This window comes from Novosphingobium sp. SG919 (assembly GCF_012932495.1).
GTDB lineage: Bacteria > Pseudomonadota > Alphaproteobacteria > Sphingomonadales > Sphingomonadaceae > Novosphingobium > Novosphingobium rhizosphaerae.
Window position 1 is genome coordinate 1,065,435 of the sequence record NZ_JABCNG010000001.1, and the last position, 13,534, is coordinate 1,078,968.

Genomic DNA, 13,534 nt, shown 5'->3' on the forward strand with positions numbered 1-13,534 from the left:
TCGTTGATTGAGGCCAAAGCCTGTAGCGACGGGCAATGTCATTCTTCATGCAATTGGCAAAAAAGGAGAATGGCAATGGTCGAAATGATGAAGGCCGCCGTGGTGCATGGCTTTGGGCAGCCGCTGGTGATCGAGGACGTGCCCGTCCCCACCCCGGGGCCGGGGCAAGTGCTGGTGAAGATCGCCACGTGCGGGGTGTGCCACACCGATCTGCACGCCGCGCATGGCGATTGGCCGGTCAAGCCGGCGCCGCCATTCATTCCCGGGCACGAGGGGGTGGGCCATGTCGTGGCCCTGGGGCCAGGCGTAACCGGCGTGAAAGAAGGCGACTGTGTGGGCGTGCCGTGGCTGCATTCGGCCTGCGGGCATTGCCCGCATTGCCTGGGCGGCTGGGAAACCCTGTGCCACGAGCAAGAAAACACCGGCTATTCGGTGAACGGCGGCTTTGCCGAATATGCCCTGGCCGAAGCCGCCTATCTGGGCCACGTGCCGCCCGGGCTGGACCTGGCCGAAGTGGCACCGATCCTGTGTGCCGGCGTGACGGTCTACAAGGGGCTGAAAGTCACCGATACCAAGCCGGGTGACTGGGTGGCGATTTCGGGCATCGGCGGCCTGGGGCACATGGCGGTGCAATATGCCAAGGCCATGGGGCGCAAGGTGATCGCGGTGGACGTCGACCCGGCCAAGCTGGACCTGGCAACCAGCCTGGGCGCCGATCTGGTGGTCAACGCGCTGGAACACGATCCCGCCGTTTTCGTGCAGGATCATTGCGGCGGGGCGCAGGGCGTGCTGGTCACGGCGGTTTCGCGCAAGGCTTTCGAACAGGCACTGGGCATGGCGGCGCGTGGTGGCACGGTGGCGCTTAACGGCCTGCCGCCAGGCGATTTCCCGCTGTCGATCTTCGACACTGTGCTGAATGGGATCACCGTGCGTGGCTCGATCGTGGGGACGCGGCTCGACCTGATCGAGGCGCTGGATTTCGCCGCTGCGGGCAAAGTGCGCGCCACGGTGCAGACCGCGCGGCTGGACGAGATCAACGCGGTGTTTGCACGGATGGAGCAGGGCACGATCGAAGGGCGCGTGGTGCTCGACTTGCGCTGAAGGCCTTTGCCGGGCCGGTGCGTCTGCTGTCTGGATAGGATGGTGGACGCACTAGGGCTCGAACCTAGGACCCGCTGATTAAGAGGACCTTTTCGGGCCTTTTCGGCAGTTTTCTGTTCTACGCCATAATTCACTAAGTCATTGATATTGATAAGATGGTATCCGAAAGGCGTAACCTGTGTTACGCTGCGCTCGTCGTTAAACCGATTACGTGGCGATTACGCAGGATCGATCTCAATGGCTAATCAGCGGCTCTCGAAAACCTCTGTCGATGCTATACCAGTGCCCGTGGGGAAGGACTCTTTCGTGTGGGATACAGAGCTCCGGGGGTTCGGCGTTCGCACGACCCCGAAGGGCGTTAAGTCGTTCGTCCTGCAATACAGGCTGAAGGGTAAGCCTGCGAAGCGCATGACGATTGGCGGCTTCGGTAACCCCTGGACTGTTGAGACTGCCCGAAAGGAAGCGGAGCGCCGGCTTATCAAGATCCGGCAGGGCATCGATCCAAAAGCGGAAGCTCGTGAGCAGATCCAGCAGGAGGAGCGGGATGCTCAACAGGAGGCTGAGCGCATTCGTGAGGAAGCCCAGGCTGCCCTGCTGGCGGAGAAGTTCGCGTTTGCAAACTATGCCGACGTTTTCCGTGACCAGTATTTGAAGATTCACTGGGTCGATACCTGGAAAGACGCAGAGGGCGTGCTGAAAGCGGTCCGGCCATATCTGAACAAAGTCGTTCACGACATCACCCGCGCGGACGTCGTCGACGTCCTTGATCGGTACAATGACCGACCTGGACGGAAAAAGGTGGTGCACTCTGTGCTGCGCAAGTTCTTCAATTGGTCGGTGGACCGCGGCGACCTGGATCGTTCACCGATCGATCGAATGAAGGCGCCCAAGCCAGTGCCTGCGCGTCGGCGGGTTCTGTCGGCCGAGGAGATCATCGCATTGTGGCAGGCAAGTGCTGACCTCGGGGCAATCTGGCGTCCCTACATCCGCCTGCTCTTGTGCACGCTGGCCCGGCGGGAGGAAGTGGCGAACATGGACTGGTCGGAGATCGATCTGACCGGGGCCGTGTGGGAGCTGCCAGAGGAGCGGGCGAAGAATGACAGGACCCACCGAATTCCGCTGAACGCCCTGGCACAAGCTGAGCTGCGGACGCTTGCGGTCTCGACCAAGGGCTTGGTGTTCACCACGACCGGGCAAACGGGAGTTTCTGGCTTCTCGAAAATGAAAAAAGCACTCGACGAGAAGATGCTCGCGATCCTGAGGACGCGTGCCGAGAAGCGTGGGGACGATCCCGAGACGGTCATGCTCATGCCCTGGAGAATCCACGACCTCCGTCGAACCGGCGCGACCAATCTCCAGGCGCTGGGCGTTCCGATCGAGGTGACCGAGGCCGTGCTCAATCACATCAGCGGAACGACCTCTGGAATCGCGGGTGTTTACAACCTCTATCGCTATGAACCTGAAAAGCGGGTTGCTCTGGAAAAATGGTCCAAGCAGCTTTCGCTGCTGCTTCGGGATTCAGCGGGTCAATCTTCCGGAGATGAAACTGGCGAGGGGGAGCATCCGAAAAGTGCTCAAGCTTGAGATGGGCCATCGCGTCTGGCTGACAGCAAGTCGTGCCCCAACGATTTTTAGCGATGGTGGGCATGCTTCGCTCCTCGCAAGCACGCACGGTGTGGGATGGTTAAGTTGCTGACTTTCTGGCGGCTGCAAGTGGGACGAAGCGGCCATTCCCGGGTACGGCCGTGAAGGTCGGGTTTCGGCCAGACCTGACGTTTGCGATCGCGAAGGTTGATCGCGGAACGACCGAGCCTGGGCCGTCTCCGGTCCGGCCCCTTTCGGGAACCGAGGTTAGAAGAGCTGCCTCGCCGTGCCGGTGCCCTCCACTGTAATCATCGCCAGTGGCCTGCAGACTTCAGCGCCGGGTGGGGGCGAACACGAGCGGTCGACGGATTAGGCGCGCGGGTTGCCGGCACCGTCCGCTACAATGAAATCCGCAAATTGAATCGGCTTGGATCGCGCGATCCCTTAGTTGGAGGACATGCCTTGGCAAACCGCTGTCCTTTCGCTCCTTGTCGCTCAGCTCACCATCCTGTCGACAGCGCTCGTCACCAGCGATCGCAATCGCACTGCCAACCGGCTGCTCGCGGCATGGCTGCTCGTGTCGGCCGGCTTGTTGATGCCATTCGCCCTGGGATATGCCGGGATGTTCCAGCGGCACGCGTGGCTGGTCTTTCTTCCTCTCGCGATACCGCTCGCCGTGGGCCCGTTGGCGTGGGGATATGTTCATAGTCTTGCCAACGGCCGCCCGCCGTCGCTCTTTTTCTGCCATCTCGGCCTTCCGGCAGCCCAGTTTATGTACGGGACAGCCTGCTTCCTTCTGCCGATCCCGACGAAATTCTGGTGGAGCGATAATGTGCACGAACCGTGGGTCGCGCCGTTTTCGAGCGTAATTTCTCTCGTTTCACTGGCCATCTACACCACGCTGGCATTCCTTGCACTCCGCAGATATCGGGCCCGCCTCGCAAGCGAGCGCAGCGACGACGAGCGTTTTGACGGCCGCTGGCTGGGGCGGGCTCTCGGCGCGCTTGGGCTCATCCTCGCGCTACGCATTATCTATCAGGGGGTCGGGGCGATGACCGGCGAAGGCAGCTATGGGGTCGTTGCCAGTTTCTACGGCATGTACGGGGCCATCGTGCTATATGTTGCGGTGGAAGGGTGGCGCCACGCCGAAACGCCATATCCCCGTTTTGCGCCGCTTGCTGCAACAGAGGCGCCGCTTCCGGAGCGTGGTCCCGACTGGGCAGAGATGGGACGACAGTGGACTGCGCGGGTACGCGAGGAAGGCTGGTGGCGCGAGCCCGAACTCGACCTGCCGACTATGGCGGCAAGGCTCGGGACCAATCGCAGCCATCTCTCGCGCGCGCTCAACGATGGCCTTGGCGTAAGCTTCTCAACCTTCGTAAATGGCCTGCGTGCCGAAGCCGTCGCGGAGCGACTGCGCGCCGGCGATACCAGCAATTTGCTTCCGCTGGCGCTCGGCATGGGGTTCAATTCGAAAGCCAGCTTCAATCGCGCGTTCTCCGCGCGGTTTGGGGTCACGCCGACGGCCTACCGGCGGAGCCTCGATTACCCTTCGGCGCCGCAATAGATCAATTTCCGCATCGCGCGGGGATATTGCAGCGCCGGATCGGGCTCGCTGCCGCACAGGAAGCGTGCCATATTTGGAAGATTCGCAATGATCGCCCGACGCTTCGCACTACTCGTCATCGCCGTGGTCTTCGGCTTTACGCCAACGCTCACCGCTGCTCAGGATTCGATCCCGCGGCGTTACAGCGCCGCGCAATTCTATCAGACGACGACATACAAGCTGCCACGTGGCGCCAGCCTCGCAATTGCGCCGGACGGCCGGTCCGTACTCGCCTCCAGCGATCGATCCGGAACCTTCAACGCCTATGCGTTGCCGCTTGACGGGGGCACGGCGCGTGCGCTGACCGACTCCGCGACCAACGCGACCTATGCCGACAGCTGGTTCCCGGACGGGAAACGGCTCCTCTATACCGCCGACACCGGCGGCAACGAATTGAGCCACGTCTTTGTGCGCGAAGCCGATGGTCAGGTGCGCGACCTGACGCCGGGTGAAAAGGTCAAGGCGATCGTGGCAGGGTGGAGCGGTGACCGCCGGAGCCTGTGGGTCCTCACCAATGCGCGCGACGAGTCCAGCTTCGATCTCTATGCCGTCGACCCGGAGACCTACGCGCGACGGATGATCTACCGCAACCCGGGCATGGGATTGCTCGCGGTATCGCCCGACGGCCGATGGGTTGCGCTGGTTAAGCAGACCAGCAACGCCGACAGCGACATCTATCTGGCCGATCTGGTCAGCGGCGGCGCCCCGAAGCTGATCACCGACCATGAAGGCAATGTCAGCCATACCCCGTTCGCCTTCACGCCCGACAGCAAGGCGCTGATCTATGCAACCGACGCGCACGGCGAATTCATCCAGGCATGGCGGCACGATATCGAAGGGGGCGCCGACGAGGTGGTCGTCGCGGCCGACTGGGACGTTTCGGATCTCGGCTTTTCGCGATCCGGACGGTATCGCTACGTCACACTCAACGCCGATGGCCGTACCACGCTGGATGTGATCGACACCCGGACCGGACGCGCTGTCACGATGCGCGGATTGCCGGCGGGCAATGTTGAGGATGTGCGCTTCGACGAGGAAGAGCGGCGCATGCTCTTGGCGGTATCGTCGGACACGTCGCCCACCGACATCTATGTCGTCGATTTGGCGGGTGGCGCGGCCACCCGGCTGACCCGCGCGCTCAATCCCGAAATTCGTGAAAGCGATCTGGTCGAGGCGAAGCCGGTCCGCTTCAGGGCGCCCGATGGCGTCGAGATCCCCGCCTTGGTCTATCGGCCAAAAGGCGCATCGGAAGGCCGCAAGGTGCCCGCTCTGGTCTGGATCCATGGCGGACCGGGGATTGGCGGCCAGAGCCGGCGCGGCTATCTGCCGCTGCTCCAGCATCTGGTGAACCATGGCTATGCGGTGTTGGCCGTCAATAACCGCGGCTCGGATGGCTATGGCAAGACCTTCCTAGCGCTGGACGATCGCCGCCATGGTGAAGACGACCTTGACGATGTTGTTGCCGCGGCGGATTGGCTGAGGCGCCAGCCATGGGTCGAGCCGAGGGCCATCGCGGTCGCGGGCGGCTCTTATGGCGGTTATCTCGCCACGGCGGCGATGGCGTTTCGGCCAACGGCTTTCCAGGCAGGAATCAGTGCCTACGGCCCCACGAACTGGCTACGGACTTTGACTGACGTCCCGGCATGGTGGGGAAGCGAGCGGCAGTCCATCTATGCCGAGATGGGCGATCCCGCGACCGATGCCGAGCGATTGCGACGCACGTCACCCTATTTCCACGCCGGGTCCATCCGCCGGCCGATGCTGATTTTGCAAGGGGCCAAGGACCCCCGCGTCCTAAAGACCGAAAGCGACGCGATGGTCGCGGCGCTCAAGGCCAACGCGGTGCCGGTGGAATATGTCGTGTTTTCCGACGAGGGCCATGGTTTTCGTCGCAGGGAAAACCGCATCGCGGCGTCAGAAGCATATCTTGGCTTTCTCGGTCGCTTTCTTGCCAACAACCCACATTAGCGCAATGTCCATCGGGCGAGAATGGAGCATCTCGCTGCGTCCGGCTAGTTCATCCGGCGGGGATCGCAGGCCATCGCAGTTTAGCTGTGAGCAGTCGCACGCTCCCATGCCGCACACGGCGGCTGTCGAGCGTCGTACGGCGCGGAGTGGATACCCATTCTGATCGCATTTCCGACCCGCAGGTTTGCGTGGGGCGAATGGCGGATACGGCACAAGCGGCCGTTCAGTCCAACGCCGTTGAAGGTCTTGAATTGGTCGTTGGGGGCCGAAAAGAAGCGCCCTCCAGACTGCCCCTTTTACTTCGTGGCGCCAGTCTGGGGGGGGCAAAGTCCTGCTCAATCTGAACGGCCGAGCTCGTTTACCCATGCCGCCCTGTTGACCCTTGGCGATCTGTGAAGTCCCTTCCAAAGTGCTGCGATCTCTGCCCGGCTACTCAGCACCGCGCCAAGAACATATTCCTTTCTTCAACGCCGAACACGGGGTTCGGAACAGAACTGAAAGGTTACAACGATGGCACTTAAGGACATTCTCCCGAGCCACATCGGCTTTGGCGCAGCGCCGCTCGGCAACATGTTCCGCGACATTCCCGAAGAAGAGGCGCTGGCGACGGTCGAGACCGCTTGGGCTGACGGCATCCGCTACTATGACAACGCGCCCTTTTACGGTGCAGGACTGGCCGAGATCCGCATGGGCGCGGCCCTTGCCGACAAGCCGCGTGATGCGTTCGTCATCAGCACCAAGGTCGGCCGGGTCATCTTGGACGAGGTCGAGGACGTCAGCACCCGCGACTTGGGCGAAAAGGGCGACGTGTTCAAATATGGCCGACCCAACAAGATCGTGAACGACTACTCGGAGGACGCCACCTACCGGTCGATCGAAGACAGTCTCAAGCGCCTCAAGACCGACCATATCGACATCGCCTGGGTCCACGACATCGCGCAGGATTTCTACGGCGACGAATGGCTCGCCATGTTCGAGCAGGCACGGCGCGGCGCGTTCAGGGCGCTCGACCGGATGCGCGATGAAGGCGTGATCAAGGGCTGGGGCCTAGGCGTCAACCGGGTCGAGCCGATCGAACTGCTGCTCGATCTCGACGGCCCGCGCCCGGACGGTTTCCTGCTTGCCGGCCGCTACACGCTGCTCGATCATGACCGGGCGCTCCAGCGCGTGATGCCGAAGGTGGCCGAGCGTGGGCTCGGGATCGTGGTAGGCGGCCCATACAGTTCCGGCGCGCTCGTTGGCGGACCCAATTTCGAATATGCGCCGGCGACCCCTGCGATCCTTGAAAAAGTCGCTCGCATAAAGGCGCTTGCCGATCATCACGGCATCAGCATGAAGGCTGCGGGCCTCCAGTTCGCGCTGGCCAACCCCGCCGTCGCCGCGGTCATTCCGGGCGCAAGCCGCCCCGGCCGCATCGCCGAGGACAGTGCTGCGCTCAAAGAGGTTGTTCCTACCGACTTCTGGCGTGCCCTGCGTGCCGAAGGCCTGGTGAACCCGGCCGCTCCGCTCCCCCTTACCAACTGAACGAAACGACCATTTCCACCCTGCTCTCCGGTCAAGGCAGCGCTTTGACCGGCAGGCATCCCGCGCGCCGTCGATCCGGCGATCAACCCCAGAAACAGGAGAACGACCATGACCGATGTGAAGACCAATGATGCCGTAACCCTTGGCCGCCGTGACATGCTCCGCGCGACGAGCGCCGCGCTTGTGGCGGGCATTGCAGGAACGACCACGCCTGCAGCCGCTGCGAGCGGGGCCAGCATCTCGCCCGCCGCACGCAATGCCGCGCCGCTCGGCGCTCGCCTGCAGGGCGTTCAGCATTTCGGACTGACGGTGCAGAATATGGAGCGCGCCTTCGAGTTCTACACCGAGGTGCTCGGCGGCACCGAGGTTTTCCGCCACGGCGACTTTCAGGGCGATCCGGTGCAGAACACGCTGCTGGCCGATCAGGAAATCCGCGCCAACGACCTGCACGTCAACCCGGCGACGATCGGAGTGCCCAACTTGCGGGACGGCGATCAGCGGCTGGACGTGCGGTTTATCCAGTTCGACAATGTGGTGATCGAGCTGCTGCAATATCGCAACGCCAGTGAGCCGATGGGAGGCCCGAACAGCTTCGCCCCGCCGCTGGAGAATATGAGCCCGGCCTTTCCGCGCATGATGCACATCTGCTTCTACGTGCGCGACGATGTCGACTTCAACAAGTTCATCACCGACCTGGAAGCCGAGTCCGCCCGTCGCGGCATGACTCAGGTGCGCGCTAACCGCACCATCCGCCTGCGCAGCGAAGCCGATCGCCGCTCCGCCCCGCAGGACACAAACACCAACAAGGTGACGGTCGCACCCTCGGACGGCTGGGAACTGATCTACTGCAAGGGACCGGAAGGCGAGCAGCTCGAGTTCGTCAAGGCGCTTGGCCCGGTGAAGCAGCGCTTCGCCAACGCCCTCGTCGGACGCCAGCGCGCGCGGGCCGGACTGTGACCCACAGCCCCCTCCATCACCATCGAAAGGAAATTACCATGCCTGTTTCGTTCAAGATGATCGGCCTGTCTGCGCTGATGCTAGCGGCGATGCCCGCGACCGCCGTCGCACAGGAGAGTGCGGCTCCCAAGGAGGGCCTCGCCTACGCGCAAATCCCCCGAGGCGCATGGTCCATCGTTGCCGAGATTCGCGCAAAACCGGGCAAGGAAGCCGAACTGCGCGAAGCCACGCTGCCGCTGGTGGCTCTGGTCCGCAGCGACCCCAAGAATCTCGTCTATTTCCTGCAGGAAGATCGCTCTCAGCCGGGGCACTTCATTTTCTACGAGGTCTTTGCGTCGCGTCAGGATTTCGAGGCCCACAACGCGATGCCCTATGTGCAGGCGTGGTTCGCGAAGCTGCCTGCTCTCGCCCAAGGCGGTGTCCAGGTGATGCGGATGGAAGTGCTGGGCCACTGATCGCCCCGAACAGCCATTGCCGGTCCGTCATCGCGGCGGATCGGCCACGCTTTATCTTTGCTCCAGAAATGCCTGCATGCGCGGCACCGTGAAGTCCAGAAAAGCCCGAACCCGCGCCGGCAGGAACTGCGATCCCCGAAACAGCGCATGGATATCGTCCGCTTCGCCCAGTTCGCTGTCAGCCAGCAACTCGACCAGCTCTCCCCGCGCGATGGGTTCGCGCAGATGATAGTCGGCCAGGCGGATGATGCCGACGCCCGCGAGCGCCATGCGTCGGAGCGTCTCGCCATTGTTCGCCAGCAGCGAGCCGCTGAGCATCCGCTCGACGATCCGACCGCCCTCCCGCATCGGCCAGACCGGCATTGCGCGGCGGAAATTGAAGCCCAGGCAATTGTGATGGACCAGATCCTCCGGGCTGCGCGGTGTGCCGTGGCGCGCGAGATAGGCGGGCGCTGCGACGATGCGGCGGCGCGTCTCGCCGATCTTGCGGGCCATCAGGTTGGAGTCCGCAAGCTTGCCGACCCGGATCGCGATGTCGGTGCGCTCCAGGTAGAGGTCGGCCACATCGTCGGACAGGGACAGATCGACGATGACCTTGGGATAGGCTTCGAAGAAGGCCGGGAGGATCGGTTCGAGCGCTGCCGTGCCGAACGTCACCGATGACGTGACGCGGACGATACCTTCGGCTTCGGCACCGCCCTGCGCAATCTGCTGCTCAGTCTCGTCGAGTTGCCCCAGCAACGTCTGGCTGCGTTCATAATAGAACTGGCCCTCGCCCGTCAGAGCCAGACGCCGTGTGGAGCGTTCGATCAGGCGAACCCCGAGCCGCGCCTCCAGCCGGGCGATGAGCTTGGACACCGTCGAAGGCGTCATCAGCATCAGCCGTGCCGCCTCGGAAAAGCTGCCTGCTTCCACCACCCGGACGAACACCACCATCTCGCCTGCGCGATTATCCATGAGCCGCCTGTGATCTGCTTTCCCTGAACTGTAGCCGGTTTAACGAGCTTTTCGGCCCATGTCGCTTCATCTGTGAACCTGGCTATCAAATGCAGTGAAAAGCCGCTGTCTAATCAGGCGAGCGACATTGTGCGATTTCCATCGGCGACGGGTTGCCGGGCTCTTCGAACTCACCGGCACCAGGGTTCAAGACGAAAAGGAACGCGACATGTCTGACACGCTTGCTGCCGATCTGTTCACGCCGACGTCAATTGGCGCCATTGATGTTGCCAACCGCGTCGTGATGGCGCCGCTGACCCGGTCACGCGCGGGAATGGACGGAGTGCATAGCCCGATGGCCGTCGACTATCATCGTCAGCGTGCGTCCGCCGGTCTGATCATCACCGAAGCGACCAATATCTCGCGGCAGGGCCGGGGCTATGCCTACACTCCTGGTATCTACACCGATGCCCATGCCAAGGCATGGCGCGAAGTGACCAACGCCGTTCATGAAGCGGGCGGCAAGATCGTGGTCCAGCTCTGGCATGTCGGCCGCGTCTCACACTTCAGCCTTCAGGAAAACGGGGCGCCGCCGGTGGCACCATCGGCCATTCGCGCGGGCGGCCGGGTCTATACGCTGGCGGGCGATGACGTACCCTCGATGCCGCGCGCTCTGGAGGCAGACGAAATTCCTGGGCTGGTCGAGGACTATCGCAACGCTGCCCGTTTGGCCAAGGAGGCCGGGTTTGACGGGGTCGAGGTGCACGCCGCCAATGGCTACCTGCTCGACCAGTTCCTACGCGACAGCACGAACCGCCGCACCGACCTCTACGGTGGCTCGGTCGAGAACCGTGCGCGCTTCCCCATCGAGGTGGTAAAGGCCGTTGTCGAGATCTGGGGTGCGGATCGGGTGGGCGTGCGCATTTCGCCGCTGTCCACCGCCATTGGCGAAACCCCGCTCGATAGCGATCCGCAAGCGACGTATGGCTACTTTGTGCAGCAGCTTGGCGGTCTGGGCCTTGCCTATCTACATGCCGTGGAAGGACAGCTGCGCGAAGCCAACGCCGCGTCCGCTCTCGATTTCAAGGCATTGCATGCGGCCTTTGGCGGCGCATACATCGCCAACAACGGCTATGATCGGCAACTGGCAATGGACGCTATAGCGTCCGGTCATGCGGACATGATTTCTTTCGGCCGGGCCTTCATCGGCAATCCCGATCTGGTCGAGCGCCTGCGCCGGAACGCTCCTCTCTTCGAGGCCCCGCTCAGCGCCTACTACGGCGGCGGCGCTGAAGGTTACACCGACTTCCCGACATTGGCCGACTAGAGCCAGCTCAACGCGCAGGAGATCATCATGAACACGTCAGCATTGCTGGCGATGGGGAAGCTGTGCCTGCAAGGCGCGCATCCGGTCGCCCAATCCATCGATCACCGAGACGAACGCGCCGGGCGCGGCGGCACCATGACGCTTATGGCGCTGGCCCTGGGCAGTTTCGTGATCGGCACGTCGGAATTTGCCAGCATGGGGATCATCCAACTCTTTGCCGGCGATCTGGGCCTGAGCATCCCCCAAGCCACCAGTGCCATTACCGCCTATGCCTTCGGTGTGGTGATCGGCGCGCCGCTGGTCACGCTCGCGGCGGCGCGGCTCAATCGGCGCAAGCTGTTGCTATGGCTGATGGTGCTGTTCCTTGTCGGCAATCTGGCCTCCGCCGTGGCGGACAGCCTTGGCGCGCTGATAGCGGTGAGATTCATCAGTGGATTACCGCAGGGCGCCTACTTTGGCGCCGGGGCGGTCGTGGCGGCCCACGTCACCGGGCCGGGCCGCGCAGGTCGCGCTTTTGCCATTGTCATGACCGGCCTCACGGTCGCAACGATTGTAGGCTCTCCGCTCGCTACGTTCATGGGCCAAACGCTGGGTTGGCGTGAGACCTATGGTGCCGTCGCCTTCCTCGCCGGCCTTGCCATTGCCGCGATCTGGCACTGGGTGCCGAGCACCGCGGCCCTTGATGGGGTGCCGGTGATTCAGGAGCTGTCGGCGCTTCGCAAGCCTGCGGTCTGGGGCGTGATGCTGATCGCTGCAGTTGGCGTAGGCAGCATATTCGCCGTCTATACCTTCATCGGTCCGATCGTCACCGATGTTGCGCGCTTGCCCGCCGCCGTCATTCCGCTGGCTTTGGGAGTCTTTGGCGTTGGCATGACCGTCGGCAATCTGCTCGGCGGCCGGATCGCGGACCTCCATCCAGCGCGCGGGATAGTCTTGGGCTATGGCAGCGCGCTGGCGGTGATGGCTGTGCTTGCCACATATGGCGCCAATCCGCTCGTGCTCTTCCCCGGCCTGTTTGGCGTCGGCGGGGCGATGATGATGGCGATCCCGACAATCCAGGTCCGCCTGACGCGGTTCGCACCCGAAGCTCCCAGCCTTGTGGGCGCCATGAACCTCGCAGCTCTGAACGCTGCCAACGCTCTGGGCGCCTGGAGCGGAGGCCTGAGCATCAGCGCCGGCTTCGGCCTCATGTCGGCAATATTGGCGGGCTTCGGCCTGACCTTCGCCGGCCTCACCCTGTTCGGTCTGACCCTTTTGAGTCAGCGCCGTACCGCCGGGGTCATCTGACCTCCCATCCTCCAGAACCAAAGTTGAAAGGAACTTATCATGGCAAAGGCATACGCAAGCATCGATATCGCCCGCAGCGCGGCCGAAGTTTGGGAGCTCATCGGTGGTTTCAACGCGCTCCCCGATTGGCTGCTCTACATCCCCTCGTCACAGCTTGAAGAAGGCGGCCGCATTCGCCGGATCCGCAACCTTGATGGCGAGGAAATCGTGGAACGCCTCATGGCATTCGACGAGAAGGCGCGCAGCTACAGCTATCGCATCCTGAAGGCGCCATTTCCACAGACGAACTATTTGGCAACCTTGCGCGTCCTGGACATCGAAGACGGGCACGCGGCACGTGTCGAATGGTTCGGGCAGTTTGATCCGGCCGGCGTGACGGAAGACGAGATCGTAAGCCTGTTCAAAGGCATCTATGAAGATGGTCTGGCAGCGCTAGCGAGCAAGTTGAGATAAGCGAGCCAAGCGATGGTGAACGGCGGGTTTTTATCAAATCCGCCGTTTTCAGCTGATTAGTCGAATGGCGTGTGTTGGTCGGCAGCTGCCGGTTGCCGTGAATGAGGCGAAGTGGGACTTCACGGTCATTCCCTTCAACAGTTCGATCGGCTGATTCTGCCAGAACCCGACAATCTGCGCTCGGCCAATTGAACCAGCACATTGACTGCAACTGGGCCGCCAGCGGATTGGCCATTTTCAGAAATCCATAGAAGGTGCGGACATCCTTTTGGTCGGGAACGCGGCTAGATCGGGTACGTTGCCTCATTTATCCTGCTCCCCGATATGCCGGATGAT

The 13,534-nt window shown here is 62.7% G+C and carries 11 protein-coding genes; 10 read left to right on the top strand and 1 reads right to left on the bottom strand.

Translation table 11 applies throughout. The annotated features are described in order from the left end of the window. Nucleotides 1–75: 75 nt before the first annotated feature. The 7 genes from adhP to FHT19_RS04760 all read left to right on the top strand — a co-directional run bounded on the left by adhP (nt 76) and on the right by FHT19_RS04760 (nt 9,195). A complete protein-coding gene (gene adhP / locus FHT19_RS04730; RefSeq protein ID WP_169474093.1) occupies nt 76–1,101 on the top strand; it encodes an alcohol dehydrogenase AdhP in 1,026 nt (341 codons plus the stop codon). 237 nt (nt 1,102–1,338) lie between these two features. Next, the gene (locus FHT19_RS04735; RefSeq protein ID WP_169474094.1) at nt 1,339–2,685 is read left to right on the top strand and encodes an integrase arm-type DNA-binding domain-containing protein; all 1,347 of its coding nucleotides are present in this window, start codon (nt 1,339–1,341) and stop codon (nt 2,683–2,685) included. Nucleotides 2,686–3,142: 457 nt separating this feature from the next. Next, a complete protein-coding gene (locus FHT19_RS04740) occupies nt 3,143–4,252 on the top strand; it encodes an AraC family transcriptional regulator (protein ID WP_169474095.1) in 1,110 nt (369 codons plus the stop codon). Between the two features lie 87 nt (nt 4,253–4,339). Then, nucleotides 4,340–6,259, top strand: a complete 1,920-nt coding sequence (locus FHT19_RS04745) for a S9 family peptidase (protein ID WP_169474096.1) — start codon at nt 4,340–4,342, stop codon at nt 6,257–6,259. 510 nt (nt 6,260–6,769) lie between these two features. After that, nucleotides 6,770–7,783 carry an aldo/keto reductase gene (locus FHT19_RS04750; RefSeq protein WP_169474097.1) on the top strand — a complete coding sequence of 338 codons (1,014 nt, stop codon included), beginning with the start codon at nt 6,770–6,772 and terminating at the stop codon, nt 7,781–7,783. 108 nt (nt 7,784–7,891) lie between these two features. Next, nucleotides 7,892–8,740 carry a VOC family protein gene (locus tag FHT19_RS04755; protein ID WP_169474098.1) on the top strand — a complete coding sequence of 283 codons (849 nt, stop codon included), beginning with the start codon at nt 7,892–7,894 and terminating at the stop codon, nt 8,738–8,740. A gap of 38 nt (nt 8,741–8,778) precedes the next feature. After that, complete coding sequence (locus FHT19_RS04760) at nt 8,779–9,195, top strand: putative quinol monooxygenase (RefSeq protein ID WP_211184777.1); 417 nt, start codon at nt 8,779–8,781, stop codon at nt 9,193–9,195. 51 nt (nt 9,196–9,246) lie between these two features. Here FHT19_RS04760 and FHT19_RS04765 read toward each other — a convergent pair whose 3' ends face one another. After that, nucleotides 9,247–10,152, bottom strand: coding sequence for a LysR family transcriptional regulator (locus tag FHT19_RS04765; protein ID WP_169474099.1), 906 nt, complete (start codon nt 10,150–10,152; stop codon nt 9,247–9,249). Nucleotides 10,153–10,360: 208 nt separating this feature from the next. Between FHT19_RS04765 and FHT19_RS04770 the strand changes: the two genes are divergently transcribed. From FHT19_RS04770 to FHT19_RS04780, 3 genes are read left to right on the top strand one after another with little or no spacing between them, the layout of a single operon-like run. Then, nucleotides 10,361–11,458 carry an alkene reductase gene (locus tag FHT19_RS04770; RefSeq protein ID WP_169474100.1) on the top strand — a complete coding sequence of 366 codons (1,098 nt, stop codon included), beginning with the start codon at nt 10,361–10,363 and terminating at the stop codon, nt 11,456–11,458. Nucleotides 11,459–11,485: 27 nt separating this feature from the next. Then, complete coding sequence (locus tag FHT19_RS04775) at nt 11,486–12,745, top strand: MFS transporter (protein ID WP_211184776.1); 1,260 nt, start codon at nt 11,486–11,488, stop codon at nt 12,743–12,745. A gap of 39 nt (nt 12,746–12,784) precedes the next feature. Then, complete coding sequence (locus FHT19_RS04780) at nt 12,785–13,198, top strand: SRPBCC family protein (protein WP_169474101.1); 414 nt, start codon at nt 12,785–12,787, stop codon at nt 13,196–13,198. Nucleotides 13,199–13,534: the final 336 nt, after the last annotated feature.